This is a genomic window from Paractinoplanes polyasparticus (genome assembly GCF_019710575.1).
GTDB classification, from domain to species: domain Bacteria; phylum Actinomycetota; class Actinomycetes; order Mycobacteriales; family Micromonosporaceae; genus Actinoplanes; species Actinoplanes polyasparticus.
In genome coordinates this window covers 34,624-50,877 of sequence record NZ_JAHWFK010000064.1, presented here as the reverse complement: position 1 = coordinate 50,877, position 16,254 = coordinate 34,624, and the positions used below count along the sequence as shown (strand labels likewise).

Annotated in this window: 16 protein-coding genes; 13 read left to right on the top strand and 3 right to left on the bottom strand. The window is 71.3% G+C overall.

What is annotated here, in order from left to right:
- The first annotated feature begins 168 nt into the window (after positions 1–168).
- From KXC43_RS46165 to KXC43_RS46120, 10 genes are all read left to right on the top strand, one after another.
- On the top strand, positions 169–972 hold the full coding sequence (locus KXC43_RS46165) for a siderophore-interacting protein (RefSeq protein ID WP_221382641.1): 804 nt from the start codon (positions 169–171) through the stop codon (positions 970–972).
- Positions 973–1,262: 290 nt separating this feature from the next.
- Positions 1,263–3,566 carry a helix-turn-helix transcriptional regulator gene (locus KXC43_RS46160; protein WP_221382640.1) on the top strand — a complete coding sequence of 768 codons (2,304 nt, stop codon included), beginning with the start codon at positions 1,263–1,265 and terminating at the stop codon, positions 3,564–3,566.
- Positions 3,567–3,728: 162 nt separating this feature from the next.
- On the top strand, positions 3,729–4,835 hold the full coding sequence (gene dpgA / locus KXC43_RS46155) for a 3,5-dihydroxyphenylacetyl-CoA synthase DpgA (RefSeq protein ID WP_221382639.1): 1,107 nt from the start codon (positions 3,729–3,731) through the stop codon (positions 4,833–4,835).
- Positions 4,829–5,497: an enoyl-CoA-hydratase DpgB gene (gene dpgB, locus KXC43_RS46150; RefSeq protein ID WP_221382638.1), complete on the top strand. Its 669-nt coding sequence runs from the start codon at positions 4,829–4,831 to the stop codon at positions 5,495–5,497. The genes dpgA and dpgB overlap by 7 nt, the downstream gene beginning before the upstream one ends.
- Entirely contained in the window at positions 5,494–6,795 is a 1,302-nt protein-coding gene (dpgC, locus tag KXC43_RS46145; protein ID WP_221382637.1) for a (3,5-dihydroxyphenyl)acetyl-CoA 1,2-dioxygenase DpgC, read from the top strand. Before dpgB ends, dpgC begins: the two co-directional genes overlap by 4 nt.
- Entirely contained in the window at positions 6,792–7,628 is an 837-nt protein-coding gene (dpgD, locus tag KXC43_RS46140) for an enoyl-CoA-hydratase DpgD (RefSeq protein WP_221382636.1), read from the top strand. The genes dpgC and dpgD overlap by 4 nt, the downstream gene beginning before the upstream one ends.
- Positions 7,625–8,221, top strand: a complete 597-nt coding sequence (folE, locus tag KXC43_RS46135) for a GTP cyclohydrolase I FolE (RefSeq protein ID WP_221382635.1) — start codon at positions 7,625–7,627, stop codon at positions 8,219–8,221. Before dpgD ends, folE begins: the two co-directional genes overlap by 4 nt.
- A 4-nt stretch (positions 8,222–8,225) precedes the next feature.
- Positions 8,226–9,527, top strand: a complete 1,302-nt coding sequence (locus KXC43_RS46130; RefSeq protein ID WP_221382634.1) for an aminotransferase-like domain-containing protein — start codon at positions 8,226–8,228, stop codon at positions 9,525–9,527.
- Between the two features lies 1 nt (position 9,528).
- Positions 9,529–10,578, top strand: coding sequence for a 4-hydroxyphenylpyruvate dioxygenase (gene hppD / locus KXC43_RS46125; RefSeq protein WP_221382633.1), 1,050 nt, complete (start codon positions 9,529–9,531; stop codon positions 10,576–10,578).
- An 18-nt stretch (positions 10,579–10,596) separates the two neighbouring features.
- Positions 10,597–11,688 carry a prephenate dehydrogenase gene (locus KXC43_RS46120; RefSeq protein ID WP_221382632.1) on the top strand — a complete coding sequence of 364 codons (1,092 nt, stop codon included), beginning with the start codon at positions 10,597–10,599 and terminating at the stop codon, positions 11,686–11,688.
- 161 nt (positions 11,689–11,849) lie between these two features.
- Here the strand turns inward: KXC43_RS46120 and KXC43_RS46115 are convergent, their stop codons facing one another.
- Entirely contained in the window at positions 11,850–12,200 is a 351-nt protein-coding gene (locus tag KXC43_RS46115; RefSeq protein WP_221382631.1) for a DoxX family protein, read from the bottom strand.
- A 136-nt stretch (positions 12,201–12,336) separates the two neighbouring features.
- On the opposite strand from KXC43_RS46115, the gene KXC43_RS46110 reads away from it, so the two are divergent.
- Positions 12,337–12,870, top strand: a complete 534-nt coding sequence (locus tag KXC43_RS46110; RefSeq protein ID WP_221382630.1) for a MarR family winged helix-turn-helix transcriptional regulator — start codon at positions 12,337–12,339, stop codon at positions 12,868–12,870.
- 110 nt (positions 12,871–12,980) lie between these two features.
- Positions 12,981–13,907, top strand: a complete 927-nt coding sequence (locus KXC43_RS46105; RefSeq protein ID WP_221382629.1) for an NADP-dependent oxidoreductase — start codon at positions 12,981–12,983, stop codon at positions 13,905–13,907.
- A gap of 53 nt (positions 13,908–13,960) precedes the next feature.
- On the opposite strand, the gene KXC43_RS46100 is transcribed toward KXC43_RS46105, so the two are convergent.
- Positions 13,961–14,917: a GGDEF domain-containing protein gene (locus tag KXC43_RS46100; protein WP_221382628.1), complete on the bottom strand. Its 957-nt coding sequence runs from the start codon at positions 14,915–14,917 to the stop codon at positions 13,961–13,963.
- A gap of 297 nt (positions 14,918–15,214) precedes the next feature.
- Between KXC43_RS46100 and KXC43_RS46095 the strand changes: the two genes are divergently transcribed.
- Entirely contained in the window at positions 15,215–15,421 is a 207-nt protein-coding gene (locus KXC43_RS46095) for a DUF397 domain-containing protein (RefSeq protein ID WP_221382627.1), read from the top strand.
- A gap of 23 nt (positions 15,422–15,444) precedes the next feature.
- Here the strand turns inward: KXC43_RS46095 and KXC43_RS46090 are convergent, their stop codons facing one another.
- Positions 15,445–16,242, bottom strand: a complete 798-nt coding sequence (locus KXC43_RS46090; protein WP_221382626.1) for a helix-turn-helix domain-containing protein — start codon at positions 16,240–16,242, stop codon at positions 15,445–15,447.
- Positions 16,243–16,254 lie beyond the last annotated feature (12 nt).

Sequence of the window (16,254 nt, the reverse complement as noted above, 5' to 3'; positions counted from 1 at the left end):
GTCACTATCGCAGCAGGGACCGTGTCGATGTCAACCGCGCGAAAATAGGTGCGTCCAACTGTTTTTCCGCGCAGTTGAACGGTCGTCCCGGGCGCTGTTCGACCGTGCTCGCCCATTGCGGTAGGCGAGCCTATCCTCACCCTCGTCAGCATCGGACGGGGAGGAAAAATGATCGGCACCACGGCGCCCGGCCGGCCCCTTGTCCGGCTGGCTCTGCACCGGTTGGAGAGAGTCGGCCCGCGAATGACGAGAATGATCGTCGCCGGTCCGGCCGTCGCGCAATTCGACGTCGGACCGTTCACCGACACGTACGTGCGGGTGGCTTTTCTGCGGCCCGGGGTGACCTACCCCGGCGACCTCGACATGCGCCGCATCCACGCCGATCTGCCGCGCGCGGCGTGGCCGCGCACCCGCACCTACACGGTGCGCTCCCTCGACCCGGTGGCCGGCGAGATGGCGATCGACATCTATGACCACGGCCGACCCGGGCTGACGCCGTCCTGGCTGTCCACGCTCCGCCCGGGCGATCCGGTGCTCCTGCACGAGTCGCGCGGTCTCTACCGGCCGGGCGCTGAGGCGGACTGGCATCTGCTGGTGGGCGACGCCGTCGCGCTGCCGGCGATCGCCGTGACCCTCGAGGCCATGGCGCCGGGCCGGCGGGCCAGGGTGATCGTCGAGGTCGGCGACGCCGGTGAGGAGCAGGAGCTGCCCACCGCCGCGGACTGCGAGATCCGGTGGGTGCACCGCAACCGGGGCGGGAGCCTGGCCGAGGCCGTGCGGTCGCTGTCCTTCGAGCCCGGGGTGGTGCAGGCTTTCGTGCACGGCGAGGGCGGCGTGATGCAGGATCTGCGCCGCTTCCTGCTCCGCGAACGCGCAGTGGCCAAGGAATTGCTGTCAATTTCCGGATATTGGCGCCGGGGACTCAACGACGAGCAGTGGCGTCAGGCGAAGGCGGCGGCGGCAGGCCGCTGACCGGGCACTGTCCAACCGGCGGAGGCACGCGGTTGGACAGGCGCCGAGATGCAATGTCCTATATCACCGAGGCCGATGGTGCAGGCAGGCGGTCCGGAAGGTCATTCACAGAAGATTCTTAGGTTCGGACCTTAATCGGGTAACCCGCCCCTGACCTGCCGAAAATGACGTCCGTCCGATCTGGATCTGCGTTTCCGTCGTTTGCTCCGCTTCGGTAGGGTCCGGTCCCATGCAGTAATGGGATGTGCCCGGCGGGGGGGCTCGTGATATTGAGTAGGCGAAGTTCGGAATTGCTGCTGTTCGATCAGGTCCACGAGGCGTCCACCCGCGGCAGCGGCGCGGTGCTGCTGGTCAGCGGCCCGGTCGGAACGGGGAAGACCGCCCTGCTCCAGGCCATGTCGGCGCGCGCCGCCCGCGAGGGCAGCTGGTGCTTCGAGGTAACCGGATCGGCCCGCGAGCGCGAGCTTCCGTACGGGGTCGTCGACCGGCTGATCCAGTCGATGTGTGGCGCCGGGATGGCCGATCCGTTCCCCGGCGGCCTCGACAGTGGCGAAGACTTCTTCGTGCTGATGGACCGTGTGGCCGCAGCGGTTCGCGACTTCGCTTGCGGTCGGACCCTGCTCATCGGCATCGACGACGTCCACTTCGCCGACGAGCAGTCGTTGCGGTGCCTCAGCTTTCTCATCCGGCGGGTCGAGTCGTCCGGTGTGGTGATGGTGCTGAACGAGAGCACCTCCTACGAGCGCGACACGGCGGATCTGCGCGCCGAGATGCTGCACCTACCGTTCTGCCGCCGGCTCCGGCTCACCCCGCTGACCCGCGCCGACATCGCCGAGCAGCTGCGCGAGCCTTTCGGTGGCGTGCCCGACCGGGCGCTCGTGCAGTTCTGCGCCGAGGTCAGCGGCGGCATCCCGCTGCTCCTGTTCGCGCTCATCGACGATCTGTCCGCCGCCTCCGACCCGGCAACCGGCGAGCCGGGCGTGAACTTCCGGCACGCCGTCCTGCGCAGCCTGCACCGCTGTGCCCCGTCGACCGCCAAGATCGGTGAAGCGATCGCGGTCCTCGGCGACCACGCCACCCCCGAGCTGGTCGCGGAGCTCAGCGGTCTCGACGTGGCCCAGGTCGACGAGGGCATCCGGGATCTGCGGGAGATGGGCGTCCTCGGCTGGGACGGGTTCCGGCACCCGCGCACCCGCGCGGCGGTGCTCTCCGGCATCCCGTTCCCGGAGCGGCCCGTGATGCACAGCCGGGCCGCCGAGCTGCTGCACGGCAGCGGGGCCTCGGCGAGCGCCGTGGCGGAGCATCTGATCACGGCGCAGGACGGTGGCAAGGCGCCGTGGCGGGTCGCCATCCTCTGCGAGGCGGCCCGCGAGGCGATGGCCGCGGGCGACGTCGACAGCGCGGTGAGCAGCCTGCGGCACGCCGTCTCGGCGAGCTCCGGCGAGGATCAGCGGGCCCGGGCCGGCGTCCTGCTCGCCGACGCGCAGTGGCACGCCGATCCGAGCCGGGCGGCGCGCCGCCTGCACGAGCTGGGCCAGGACGCCCGGGCCGGCCTGCTCGCCGGTCCCGACGTGCTGACCGCGGTCAATCAGCTGCTCTGGTGGGGCGAGTTCGACGAGGCCGAGGAGCTGATGCGGCTCACCGACCCCGGCGAGGGCGACTCGGGCGCGGCGCACCTCTGGTCCTTCTTCCGCCGCACCGGCGACGAGACCGGTCTGCCCGCCGACTCGCCGCTCGCCCTCAGCGGCCCGTTGGCCGCCGCGGCCTACCTCAGCGCGGCGGCGAGCCTCGCTGTCGACGGCGCGCCGAGCGACCGGGCCGACCAGATGCTGGTCGGCATGCGGGCGGGCACCCCGCTGACGCCCGCCCTCTACGCCCTCGTCGTGCTGGTGCAGACCGGCCGGCTGGCGGAGGCGATCGCCTGGTGCGACCGCCTGCTCAAGGAGGAGTGGATCAACCGGGTGCCGATGCGGCGGGTGATGATCGCGACGATCGAGGCCGTGGCCATGCTGCGGGCCGGCGACAGCGCCACCGCTCTCAGCAGCATCCGGGAGGTCTTCGACACCGTGCCGCCGCCCGTGTGGGGCGTGGTGGTCGGCCTTCCGCTGTCGGTCGCGGTCCGCGCCAGCACCGATCTGGGCGACAACGACTCGGCCCGGTCCTATCTGGCGGTCCCGGTGCCGCCCGCGATGTTCGACACGCCGTTCGCGCTGCCCTACCTGCTCGCCCTCGGCCAGTACCACCTGGCCATGGGCCACCCGGAGAGCGCGGCGACCTACACCCGGTCGTGCCTGGACCTGATCGCCCGCTGGGGCGTCGACGCGGCGTGCATTGTGGACGGTCCGGCCGGTCCCGAAACCGATCCGGTGCCGGGCTTTCCGCCCGCCGAGGCGCTGCCGCCGGCGCCCGAGGACGGGGCCAAGCTCACCGACGCCGAGCACCGGGTCGCCACGCTCGCCGCCGCCGGCAAGACCAACCGGCAGATCGCCGAGCGCCTTTTCGTCACGGTGAGCACCGTCGAGCAGCACCTCACCAAGGTCTATCGCAAACTCAACGTGCGCAGCCGGGCCGGGCTCCAGAGATACGGCTGCTGATTTCCGGTCCGGGGCGGTTGGACATCGTTTGACGGTCGCGAATGCGAAAACCTACCGTCGCGGGTGTCAGCTTCTTCGTATTGCTCGGAGGTTTGCGATGTCTTCGGCGTCGGTCAAGGAACTCATTCGCAGTAAGCCCCGCATGTGGGGGTGGCTCTACCGATGACGGCCACTCTCGAACGTCCCGTCGATTCGCCCGCGAGCACGGCCCGGCCGGCCATTTCACGAATGGTCGGAGTGGGCACCGCGTCGACCGGAACAACGGTCACCCAACCCGAATTGCTGGGACTTCTGGGAATCGACGATCCGAAGGTCCGCTCGGTTTATCTGAACAGCGCGATCACCCAGCGGCGCCTCACCCTTCCGGAGCCGGACGCCGACGGCCGGCGCCGGCCCGAGCCGCAGGGTGATCTGCTGGCCAAGCACAAGCGCCTCGCCATCGAGATGGGCAGCCAGGCGCTGCAGGCCTGCCTCAAGCGGACCGGCGCGGCCCTCTCCGACCTGCGCCACCTCTGCTGCGTGACGTCGACCGGCTTCCTGACCCCCGGGCTCAGCGCGCTGCTCATCAAGGAACTCGGCATCGACCCGCACTGCAGCCGTTCCGACATCGTGGGGATGGGCTGCAACGCCGGGCTCAACGCGCTCAACGTCGTCGCCGGTTGGTCCGCCGCGCACCCCGGTGAGCTGGCCGTGGTGCTCTGCGCCGAGGCCTGCTCGGCGGCGTACGCCCTCGACGGCACCATGCGCACGGCGGTCGTCAACAGCCTCTTCGGCGACGGCGCGGCCGCGCTGGCACTGATCAGTGACGGCCCCGGCGAGGCCCGCCCGGGTCCGCGGATCCTCAAGTTCGCCAGCTTCCTGATCACCGACGCGATCGACGCGATGCGCTACGACTGGGACAGCGCCCTCGACCGCTTCAGCTTCTTTCTCGACCCCCAGATCCCCTACGTCGTCGGGGCCAACGCCGAGACCGTGGTCGACCGGCTCCTCGCCGGCACCGGCCTGCGGCGCAGCGACATCGGGCACTGGCTCGTCCACTCCGGAGGCAAGAAGGTGATCGACGCCGTGGTGGTGAACCTCGGTCTGAGCCGCCACGACGTCCGGCACACCGTCCGGGTGCTGCGCGACTACGGCAACGTCTCCAGCGGCTCGTTCCTCTTCTCCTACGAGCGTCTGGTCGAGGAGGGTGTCACCCGGCCCGGCGACTACGGGGTTCTGATGACCATGGGTCCGGGCTCGACCATCGAAACGGCACTGATCCAATGGTGAGCGCGGCGGGCATCGACGACCTGGTGCTGCACGTCGACGGAGGCGAGCCGGTGTCGACGGCCGCGGTCGAGGCGGTGCTGAGGATCTGCGACCGGGCCGAGGACGGGTTCGCCTCCGGACTGCTGACCGCGTACGTCTCCGGCGCCCCGCGCCCGGGCTGGACGGAGGATCTCTCCGTCGGCCTGCTGACCAAGTGGGAACGCGCGGTGCGCCGGCTGGAACGGCTCGGCCTGGTCACCGTCGCCGTCGCCGAAGGGGACTGCGGTGGCACGGCCCTCGACGTCCTGCTCGCCACGGACATGCGGATCGCGGCGCCGGGAACCCGGCTGATCGTCCCCGCGGGTGGCGGCGCCACGTGGCCCGGCATGGCGTTGTACCGGCTCGCCCGGCAGGGCTCCAGTTCCGGCGTGCGGACGGCGGCGCTGCTCGGCACGCCGCTCGGCGCCGAGCAGGCGGCGACGGCCGGGCTGATCGACGTCGTGGCCGACCGGCCGGACGCGGTCCTCACCGAGATCGCCACCGTGTCGGCCGGCATCACCGGAAAGGAGCTGGCGATCCGGCGGCAGCTTCAGCTCGACGCCTCCGAGCACAGCTTCGAGGAGGCTCTCGGCTCGCATCTGGCCGCCTGCGACCGCGCCCTGCGCCGGGCGGCAGCATCGTGACCACGGCGGCCCCGGTGCGGGACCTCGGCGCCGACCGGGTGCGCCTGACCGACGTCGCGGCACAGACCGACCGGGTGCTGGCGGCGTTGCCGTCCCCCGGCCGGCGCACGCCGGGACAGCGGGCAGAGGCGGCGGCCGCCCACGACGCGGCCCGCCGCCTGCGGGCCCGGTTCATGGCGGCGTACGCCGATCATGTCTACGACGAGCTCACCGCTGGCCGCACGCGGCACCTGCGGGTGGACGAGCTCGCCGAGGCGGCCGCGGACGAGTTTCCGGGGCTGGCGCCCACCTCCGGACAGCTGGCCCGGGAACGGTCCCGCGATCAGTCCGACCAGGAGGGGCTCGAGATCGACCAGGGCATCTTCCTGCGGGCGGTGCTGCGGTCGGAGCGGTCCGGGCGGCATCTGATGGCCGCGATGCTGCGGCCCACCGCGCGGGCCCGGCGGCTGCTCCCGGAGTTCCGGCGTACGGGCGTGCTGGTCACCGAGGCGGTGCGGCTGGAACGGCGCGACGGGGTGGCCCGGCTGACGATGTGCCGGCAGGACAACCTCAACGCCGAGGACGAGCAGCAGGTCGACGACATGGAGACCGCCGTCGACCTGGCCCTGCTCGACCCCGCCGTACGGGTGGGTCTGGTCCGGGGCGGCGAGATGAGCCATCCCCGGTACCGGGGCCGGCGGGTGTTCAGCGCCGGAATCGACCTCAAGGCGATCAGCGCCGGCCGGATCTCGCTTACCGGGTTCCTGCTCCGGCGCGAGCTCGGCTACCTGCACAAGCTGGTGCGCGGCGTGGCCGACGACGACCCGGACCGGTGGCTGCCGCCGGCACAGAAACCGTGGGTGGCGGCCGTCGACTCCTTCGCGATCGGCGGCGGCTGCCAGCTCCTGCTGGTCTTCGACCACGTGCTGGCGGCCTCCGACGCCTACCTCAGCCTGCCCGCCGCCCGCGAGGGGATCGTTCCGGGCGCCGGCAACCTGCGCCTCGGCCGCATCGCCGGGGCCCGGCTGTCGCGTCAGGTCATCCTGGGCGGCCGCCGGATCCGGGCCACCGAACCGGACGCACGGCTGCTGGTCGACGAGGTGGTGGCGCCGGAGGAGATGGACGAGGCGGTGGAGCGCAGCCTGGCCGCGCTGTCCGGGGACGCCGTCGTGGCCAACCGGCGGATGCTCAACGTGGCCGAGGAGCCGCTCGACGCGCTGCGCGAATACCTGGCCGAGTTCGCTCTCGAGCAGGCGTTGCGCATCCACGCCGGCGACGTGATCGACAAGGTCGGCCGGTTCGCGGGGCGTTCGGCATGAGCGGGGCCCGGGTGCGCTACGAGAAGAAGGACCACGTCGCCCGGGTCACGCTGGACCGTCCCGACGTGCTCAACGCCATGGATCTGCGCATGCACGAGGAACTGGCCGAGGTCTGGGACGACGCCGAGGCGGACGACGAGGTCCGGGTCGTGGTGCTGACCGGAGCCGGCGATCGCGCGTTCTCCGTGGGACAGGATCTCAAGGAACGGGCACGCGGCGACGCGGCGGGCACGCCCGCCTCCTCCTTCGGCAGCCGGGGCCGGCCCGGCTGGCCGCGGCTCACCGAGCGTTTCGATTTCAGCAAGCCGGTCGTCGCGCGGGTCGACGGCTACGCCCTCGGCGGGGGCTTCGAGCTCGCCCTGGCCTGCGACCTGATCGTCGCGTCCGACCGCGCGGTGTTCGGTCTGCCGGAGGTGCGGCTGGGTCTCGTGCCGGGCGCCGGCGGCGTGTTCCGGCTGATCCGGCAGTTGCCGCAGAAGGTCGCGATGGGCCACCTGCTGACCGGTCGCCGGCTGGGCGCGGCCGCCGCACACGCGTACGGGCTGGTCAACGATGTCGTTCCGGCCGGGCGTCTGGACGAGTGCGTCGACGGCTGGGTCGCCGACCTGCTGGCCGCGGCGCCGCTTTCGGTCCGGGCGATCAAACAGGCCGCGCTGCGCTCGGTCGACCTGTCCCTGCCCGGCGCCTTCACCGCCACCTACGACTGGGAGGAGCGGCGCCGGCGCAGCGCCGACGCCGCCGAGGGACCCCGCGCCTTCGCGGAGAGACGTCCACCTAGCTGGTCCGGGACGTACGCCGAGCCGGGCAGCACACGAATCGAGGGAGACAAGTGACCATCACCGCCAAAGAAGTGACGCGCCTCCGGCCGGGCCGGAACCTCGGGGCGGCGACCGCCGCAGCCGCGGCCTTCCTCGAGGCGCTCGGCGTCGACCTGAGCCCGGAGAGCCTGCACGAGACGCCGGCCCGCATGGCCCGGGCCTACGCCGACCTGCTGACCGCCCGCGAGTTCAAGCTCACCACGTTCGACAACGACGAGGGGTACGACGAACTGGTCATGGCCCGCGACATTCCGTTCCGCTCGGTGTGCGAGCACCACCTGCTCCCGTTCACCGGGGTGGCGCACGTCGGCTACCTGCCCGCCTCCCGCATCCTCGGCCTGTCCAAGCTGGCCCGGGTCGTCGAGATGTTCGCGCACGGTGCCCAGGTGCAGGAAAGGCTGACGAAGCAGATCGCCGACTGGCTCACCAAGGAGCTCCAGCCGAACGGGGTAGGCGTGGTGATCGAGGCGGAGCACCTGTGCATGACGCTGCGCGGAGTGCAGGCCGTCGGCGCGCGCACCATCACCTCGACGATGCTGGGAGCGCTGCGCGACGACGCCCGCTCCCGCAGCGAGTTCCTGGCCGCCGCGGGACTCGGGGGCCGGTGATCCCATGACTGCGCTGCGGAAATCGGAGCTGCACGCGAGCATGTCCGACCCGGTCCTGGACACGATGAACTTCCTCAACGAGGTCACGCTGCGCTATCCCGATGCCGTCTCGTTCGCGCCGGGCCGCCCGTACGACGGCTTTTTCGAGACCGACGAGGTGATCGCCCACCTCCGCCGGTATCTCGACCACCTGAGCGACCAGGGCGCCACGCCGGCCCAGGTGCGCACGGCGGTCTACCAGTACGGTCCCACCGCCGGCCAGATCCGCGAGATCATCGCCGACTCGCTGCGCCGGGACGAGGGCATCGACGTTCCGGCCGAGTCCATCGTGGTCACCGTGGGCGCCCAGGAAGCGATGATGCTGGTCGTACGCGCGCTGATCCGCGACCCGCGCGATGTGCTGCTGGTCTCCAGCCCCTGCTATGTGGGCATCACCGGGGTGGCCCGGCTCCTGGACGTGACGCTCAGCGCGGTGCCGGAGACGGCCGACGGGGTCTGCCCGGCCCACCTCGCAGCGGCGATCCGGGCCGAGCGGGCCGCCGGACGCCGCCCGCGCGCGTTCTACCTCGTACCCGACCACGCCAACCCGTCCGGTTCTACGCTCTCCCGCACGGCCCGGGCCGAACTGCTCGAGCTGGCCGCGCGCGAGCAGATCCTGATCCTCGAGGACACCCCCTATCGTCTGGTCAGCCCGGGCGAACCCGTGCCCACGCTGAAGGCGCTGGACCGCAACCGCTCGGTGGTGCATCTCGGCTCGTACTCGAAGACGCTCTTCCCGGGCGCCCGGGTGGGCTTCGCCGTGGCCGACCAGCCGGTGGCGAGCGACGACGGCCGGGACGGCCTGCTGGCCGACGAGCTCTCGAAGATCAAGAGCATGGTCACCGTCAACACCTCGTCGCTGAGCCAGGCGGTGGTGGCAGGCGCGCTGCTGGCCTCGGGCGGCCGGGTCTCGGAGCTCAACGCCAAGGCGGCCGGCCACTACGGCGAGGCCATGCGCCGGGTGCTCGACCGGCTCGCCGAGCGGCTGCCGGAAGGGCGCCGGGCGGAGCTGGGAGTGCGGTGGAACGAGCCCAGCGGCGGCTTCTTCCTCGGCCTGACCGTCGGCTTCGAGGCCGACGACGCGGCGCTCACCCGCTCCGCCGAGGACTTCGGCGTCATCTGGACGCCGATGCGCTACTTCCACCCGGACGACGGCGGGCGGCGGGCCCTGCGGCTCTCCGTCAGCTACCTGTCGCCCGAGGAGATCGACGAAGGCATCACCCGGCTGGTGGCGTTCATCGAGGCCGAAACCGATCGGAAGCTGTGACATGGACATTCGCACGATCGACCATCTGGAGATGTTCACCGAGGACGCCGAGGAGTGCGCCGCCCGGCTCTGCACCGGATTCGGCTTCGCCGTGCACGGACGCGGCGACCTGGAGGACCGGGTCTCCCTCCTGCTGCGCCAGCACGACATCACCCTGCTCGTGACCGAGCCGCTCACCGCCGGCCACCGGGCGCACGACTACCTCGCCCGGCACGGCGAGGGCATCGCCGTGGTCGGATTGGCCGTCGACGACGCGGCCGCTGCCTTCACCGAGGCCGTCGAGCGGGGCGCCACCCCGCTCGAACCCCCGCACACCCTCGACCCCGAGGGCAGCCGGGTCACCTTCGCGGCGGTGAACGGCTTCGGCGACGTCGAGCATCGCTTCGCCTCGCGCCGGCGCCCGGACGGGCCGTTCGCGCCGGGCCTGATCGCCGAGCGGCCGCAACCCGCCGCCGGGCTGCTGCGCGACGTGGACCATCTGGCCGTCTGCCTGCCGCCCGGTGAGCTGGACGGCACGATCCGCCGGTACCAGCAGGTGTTCGACCTCGAGCACACCTTCGAGGAAAGGATCATCGTCGGGAAGCAGGCGATGCGCTCGAAGGTGGTGCAGAGCCGCTCGGGCGGTGTCACCTTCACCATCATCGAACCGGACGTCACCCGCGACCCGGGCCAGATCGACGCCTTCATCGCGGCCCACGAGGGCGCGGGCGTGCAGCACGTCGCCTTCCGCACCGAGGACATCGTGGCCGGCGTCCGCACCTGTGCTGCCGGCGGCGTGCCGTTCCTGTCCACGCCCGGCGAGTACTACGCGGCGCTGCCGGGACGGCTCGGTGCGGTCGGCGTCCCGGTGGAACGGCTGCGCGAGCTCAGCATCCTCGCCGACCGCGACTACGGCGGCGTCATGCTCCAGATCTTCACGGCGTCCACCCACCCGCGGCGCACCCTCTTCTGGGAGCTCATCGAGCGGCGCGGCGCACGCACCTTCGGCAGCAACAACATCAAGGCCCTGTACGAGGCGGTCGAACGCGAACAGGCCGCGGCGCAGGCCTGAGCGGGGAGGAGTTCGGTGGTGCGCAGTCTCCTGGTCGTCGGCACGGGTCTGATCGGCACCTCGGTGGCGCTCGCCGCCCGGCGCGCCGGGGTCGAGGTGTTCCTGGCCGACCGCGACGCCGCGACGGCCCGGGTGGCCGAGTCGCTCGGTGCGGGCCGGGCCGAGACGCCCCGCCACCCGGTGGACCTGGCCCTGGTCGCGGTGCCGCCCACCCAGGTCGGCCTGGTGCTGCGGGAGGCGCAGCAGCGCCGGGCAGCGCGCAGCTACACCGACGTGGCCGGGGTCAAGGGCGAGCCGGGGCGCGACGTCCTGCGGCTGGCGCCCGACCCGGCGGCGTACGTGGGAGGCCACCCGATGGCCGGGCGCGAACGCTCCGGCCCTCTGGCGGCCACCGCCGACCTGTTCACCGGCCGGACCTGGGTGCTGACCCCGTCCGAGCGGACCGGCGCCGCGGCGCTGCGGAGCGCCACCACGCTGGCCGAGCTGTGCGGCGCGACGCCGGTGTGCCTGGACAGCCGGGCGCACGACGCGATGGTGGCGCTGACCTCGCACGTGCCGCATCTCATGGCCGGCCTCACCGCGGCCCGCCTGCGGGAGGGGCCGGCCGGCACCGAGAAGCTGGTCGGCGAGGGAGTACGCGACGTCACCCGGGTCGCGGCCGGCGACCCGGCACTGTGGACCGACATCGTCCGCTCGAACGCCGCACCGATCGCCGCCGTGCTCCGAGCCGTCCACGACGACCTCACCCGCCTGCTGGCCGCCGTGGAAGCCTTGGCCGCCACCGGGCCGGACGGCCACGAACAGGCCGTGCACGACATCGCCGCCCTGCTGGAGCAGGGAGCGGCCGGCGCGGCCCGGGCCCGCCCGCCCGGCGACCGCATCCGGCTCCGGGTGACCGTCGGCCCCCAGCCGGGCGCCCTGGCCGCCCTGCTGCCGGCGACGCCGCAAGCCGTCGTCGCCGCCACCGCCAACCCCGACGGCACCCTGGCCGTCCACCTCGACGTGCCCGCCGCAACGGCCGGTGCCGCTGCGGCCGAGCTCCGCGCGGCCGGCTGGGACGTCGCCGTCGACGAGGGGGCGGCCGTGTGCCGGGTCGCGGCGGGCCGCTGACGGCCGTGGCCGTCGTGACCGGTGCGTGGCGCCACCGGGAAGCTTCGGCACCGTTTGGCAGCTCGCAGCGGCCACCAGCCCGAGTCGGCCGCCAGTTGTCTTCGGAGCATCGACGGGGATTGGGGTAACGCTGCCGCGATCCGGGCGTCAGCTCACCTCGATCAGGCCGTGGCGATGCCCAGCACAACGGGGGCCACGGCGACGAGCAGGATGACGGCCGGCGCACCGACCCCCTTCTTGTCGCCCGCACGCAGATGTGTGATCACGGCGCCCAGGAAGTACAGGACGACGCCGATCGCTGCCGCGATGCCCAGCGGGCGGTAGGCGATGCCGACGAGCAGCCCCAGTGCGCCAGCGATCTTGACAAGGCCGAGGGGCAGGAACCAGCTGTCACGCACCCCGATCGCTTTGAGCGGCTCGATGATCTTCGGGTCGCGGACGATGTCGCCGCGGGCAGACATGAGCAGCACCAACGACAGCAGGATGGCGACGACGACATACGCGATGAACACGGAAACTCCCATGAAGACAAGGGGGCTGTCGGTTGGCCCAGGAACCCGGTGCGGCAGATAGTGAGCGGATGCCGATAATCTATGTACTTCAACGATTGACGTCAAACGACGATATCCGTCTTGCTATGGTCGGACCATGGCTCCACGACGCGGCGGCACTGCCCCTACGACCAGCGCTGCCGCCCATTCGTCCGGCGGCGACGACTCCGGAACCGTGGGGCCGGAGTCGCGCCTCTCCCTGCTCCTGGCGAGGCACGGGGGAACCGCCGACGCCCGAATCCGTGAGGCGCTCACCACTTCCGGGGTCACCCCCCGCCACGCCGTCGTGCTGATGCACCTCGACGGCGGTCAGTTCAGCCAGCGTGACCTCGGTGCCCGGCTGGGTGTGGACCCCAGCGTCCTGGTCGCCCTGCTCAACGCGCTGGAGGACCGTGATCTGGTACGACGGCGCCGCGATCCGGCCGATCGCCGCCGCCACATCGTCGAGATCACCGAAGCCGGCGCGGCTGCCATGACCAAGTTCGACGCCGCCATCGCCCGTGTCGAGGAGGAACTCTTCGCCGACCTCACCGTCCAGGAGCGCGGCGCTTTGCACTCTCTACTGGCCCGGGTCCGTACGACCCAAGCCGGCGCCTGTGCCACCGCGACAGCTCCGGACACGGACTGCTGAATATGCCCATGGTGCCGGTCGGTTCTCTCCGGCAGCGCCCCGACAGGTGGCGGGCTACGAAAGAGTTGGCGGGGGCTATCTATCGGGAGCCGGCGGTCTAGAGTGGACCCGTGCTGGGAGTCGTCGCGGCCGCGCTTGGCGGTCCTGAGGTATTACAGGTGACTGAACTGCCCGAGCCTGAGGCCAGGCCCGGGCAGGTTGTGGTCAGGATCCGCGCGGTCTGTGTGCATCCGGCTGACGTGGCGGCCACCACCGGCGAAATTCCTCGTGGGCCGGTTCCGCCGCCGTTCTCGCCCGGGTGGGACATCGCCGGCGAGGTGGCCTCCGTCGGCCCCGACACGGCCGATTTCGGGGTGGGTGACCGCGTCGTCGGGATGATTCCGTGGTACTTGACCCGGGGTGCGCCGGGCGGCTACGCCGAGCTCGTGGCGGCCGACACGGACTGGTTGGTGCGGTTGCCGGACGGGCTCGACTTCGTGTCCGCATCCACGGTGCCGCTCAACGCCCAGACCGCACACCAGGGGCTGTCACTGGTGTCATTGGCCATGCTTCCGGCCGGCAGCAGCATTCTGGTCACCGGTGCCAGCGGCGGTGTCGGCGGCTTCGCCACCCAGCTTGCCGTTCAGAGCGGCTACCGTGTCCTGGCGCAGGCCAGCCACTCCGATGAGCAATGGGTGCACAGTCTCGGCGCTGACGAGGTAGTTCCCCGTTCCGTCGATCTGGCCACGGTCGGGTCGGTGGCCGCGGTGTTCGACGCGGTCCCCCTGGGCGAGGCGGCGGCCGCTGCCGTCGAGGACAGGGGAATCGTGGTGGCGACCCGGCCCACGCCGGCCATCATCCCAGCACGTGGTGTGCGCCAAGAGCTGCAACTCATCGCGCACGATCGCGAGCTGTTGGCGGACTTGGTGGGTCAAGTGGCGGCGGGACGGCTGCGCACGCGCGTGGCGGCCACGATGCCGTTGACCGAAGCGGCCGAGGCCCATCGGCGCGTACTGGCCGGTGGCCTGCGCGGAAAGCTCGTGCTGACGGTGGGCTGACGGGGAGCGTGGCCGCGACTGAGCCTGCCGCGGCGACGGCCGTCAGCTCGGCATCACCGGTAGGTTGAAGACTTCCGGTCCAGGTACGGATCGGCTTCGGCTCGGATCGTGAGGCAGCTCGTGGGGATCGTGTCGACCATTGTGCCGGCGCCGTTCGGGCATCGGTAGCGGACCAGGGCCGCCCATTCGCAGGCGCTCTCGACCACTCCCGCACGGCGGGCGCCACTGCGGTGCACCCATACCGGGTCGCCCGGCCGGCATGCCCCTGCCATTTCCGAGGCGGTCGGGCCCGGCGGGGAAACTGGGGTGGTATCAGCCCCGTACGTCTCGGTGTGGTCGCCGCTCTCGGTGGCCAAGGCCCAGGTGATAACGGCTTTGTCGATGGTGTTCGCGTGCCGCTTGGCGCTGAACATCGCCCGGTCCGCGCGGCGCAGCAAGTCGGGAAGATCAGCGGAGCGCCCAGCCGGTACGACGCCGATCGAGGCGGTGACGGACAGGGTGTGGCCCAGCACGTCCATCGGGGGCGCGATCGCAGCGCTCACCGAGCCGGCCATCTCGTGCCACCACGCATCCGGGACGTCGGCGCGCGGCGCGCGCGGCAGCGCGGCGAACTCGTCACCGCCGAACCGGGCCACCAGATGGTCGCCGAGGCAGGCGGCCATGCGCCGGGCGACCACGCAGAGGACCTCATCGCCGGCATCGTGCCCGTACGTGTCGTTGATCGGCTTGAAACCGTTGAGGTCGAGGACCAGAACGGCCGACGAGCGAGCGTCGGCGCGCAGCAGCTCGGGGGCGAGCGCGTGGAAGAGGCGGCGGTTGGCGAGTCCGGTGAGCTCGTCGTGGCCGGCCATCCAGCGGAGTGAGGCGCGCTCCTGCTCCAGCTGCTGGACGTGCGCCGCGAGCTGATCGATGCGAGCTTGGAGGCGGGCGGTCTCGGACCCCGCGCGCAGCTGAGCGTCCTCTGTCAGTGCACCGCCCGCGGCGGCGGTTGCAGGATCGAGGATCCGCATCGGCCGTCCTCTCAAAGCTGCGGGGGACCAGCTGGAGCTGTCAAGGTGGCGGCGAGGGATCGCCAAGCGCCACAAGGGAATCATGACAGTCGGCCGAGGCCCGTGCAAGATTTCACGAAGACAGGTCTCACCATGACAGGATGCATCCGAACCGGTTTTCGGCTACTCTAAGTGCTGCCACTTTCGTGGTGAAAGAGTCGTGCGTACTCGTTAATACTGATTCTGCACGTCAGGCGGCCGTCGCATCGGTGGCAGATTGGTTACGCACAGCAAGCAACTCCAGGGGGAGGGGCGCTGATGAGCAGCGAAACCGGCTGGATGATTTCCAGCAGGTCGACAGGCAACGGCGGCAGTTGCGTCGAGGCCCGCCGTCAGGACGGCTTCATCGAGGTCCGAAACAGCAAGGCACGCGAGGCCGGCACCGTGGTCTTCACCACCGAGGAGTGGGACTCGTTCCTGTTCGGCGCCAAGCGCGGCGAGTTCGACCGGCTCCTGACCGACTGATCACGACAGGCTTCCGCCGCTCGTCACCGGAACTCTGCGACCGGCACGGAATCTTTGCTGATGAGATCGAAGATCCGCCGGTATTCGTCAACCTCGACCTGCTCCTCCAGGTAGAGGGCACCGACGTGCGATTCGAGGTAAACCACGTCGGGATCGTCCGGGTCGTCGAACTCCAGGATCCGGAAGGCGCCGGCCATCGCCGCGTGCGCCCCGACCGAGAACGGCAGCACCCGGACGTCGACCGTATCCTCCCGGGACAGCCGCCGTAGATGCTCGATCTGCCCCTTCATCACGTGTTCGCCGCCGACCGGCCGGGTCAACGCTCCCTCGCCGAGCACCGTCACGAGGTGGATCGGTGGGTTACGGGCGAAGAGGGTCTTCTGCCGCTGCATGCGGAGCTTGATGTGGCGCTCGGCGAGCTCCGGGTCGACCGGCTGCTCGGCGCCGAAGATAGCGCGCGCGTACTCCGGGGTCTGCAGCTCGCCGGGAATGACCTCGCCGTCGTAACCGAACATCCGGGATGCGGACGCCTCCAGGCCCACGTACAGCTTGAACCATTCGGGGATCACCGGGCTGGCGTCCCACCACTCCTGCTGTGACGTGCCCAGCGCGAGGTCGGCAAGCGCGTCAGTGATGCTCTGATCCGCACCGTAGAGCCAGCAGAGCGCGCGTACGTTGGCCCCGGTGACCGGCACCTTGCCCGTCTCGATGCGGTGCAGCGTCGGCTCCGAGATGCCCAGGCGCGCTTCCACCACATCACGCCGGCTCATGCCGGACGTCGTGCGAAGCCGCGTCAATCGCCGCCCCAACGCCCGCCGCACGACGCGTTGGCC

Coding starts and splice junctions, on each gene's coding strand:
- dpgB (WP_221382638.1), top strand. CDS start 4,829: ATGGTGAGCGCGGCGGGCATCGACGACCTGGTGCTGCACGTCGACGGA.
- dpgA (WP_221382639.1), top strand. CDS start 3,729: ATGACGGCCACTCTCGAACGTCCCGTCGATTCGCCCGCGAGCACGGCC.
- KXC43_RS46165 (WP_221382641.1), top strand. CDS start 169: ATGATCGGCACCACGGCGCCCGGCCGGCCCCTTGTCCGGCTGGCTCTG.
- hppD (WP_221382633.1), top strand. CDS start 9,529: ATGGACATTCGCACGATCGACCATCTGGAGATGTTCACCGAGGACGCC.
- KXC43_RS46095 (WP_221382627.1), top strand. CDS start 15,215: ATGAGCAGCGAAACCGGCTGGATGATTTCCAGCAGGTCGACAGGCAAC.
- KXC43_RS46110 (WP_221382630.1), top strand. CDS start 12,337: ATGGCTCCACGACGCGGCGGCACTGCCCCTACGACCAGCGCTGCCGCC.
- KXC43_RS46100 (WP_221382628.1), bottom strand. CDS start 14,917: ATGCGGATCCTCGATCCTGCAACCGCCGCCGCGGGCGGTGCACTGACA.
- dpgD (WP_221382636.1), top strand. CDS start 6,792: ATGAGCGGGGCCCGGGTGCGCTACGAGAAGAAGGACCACGTCGCCCGG.
- KXC43_RS46130 (WP_221382634.1), top strand. CDS start 8,226: ATGACTGCGCTGCGGAAATCGGAGCTGCACGCGAGCATGTCCGACCCG.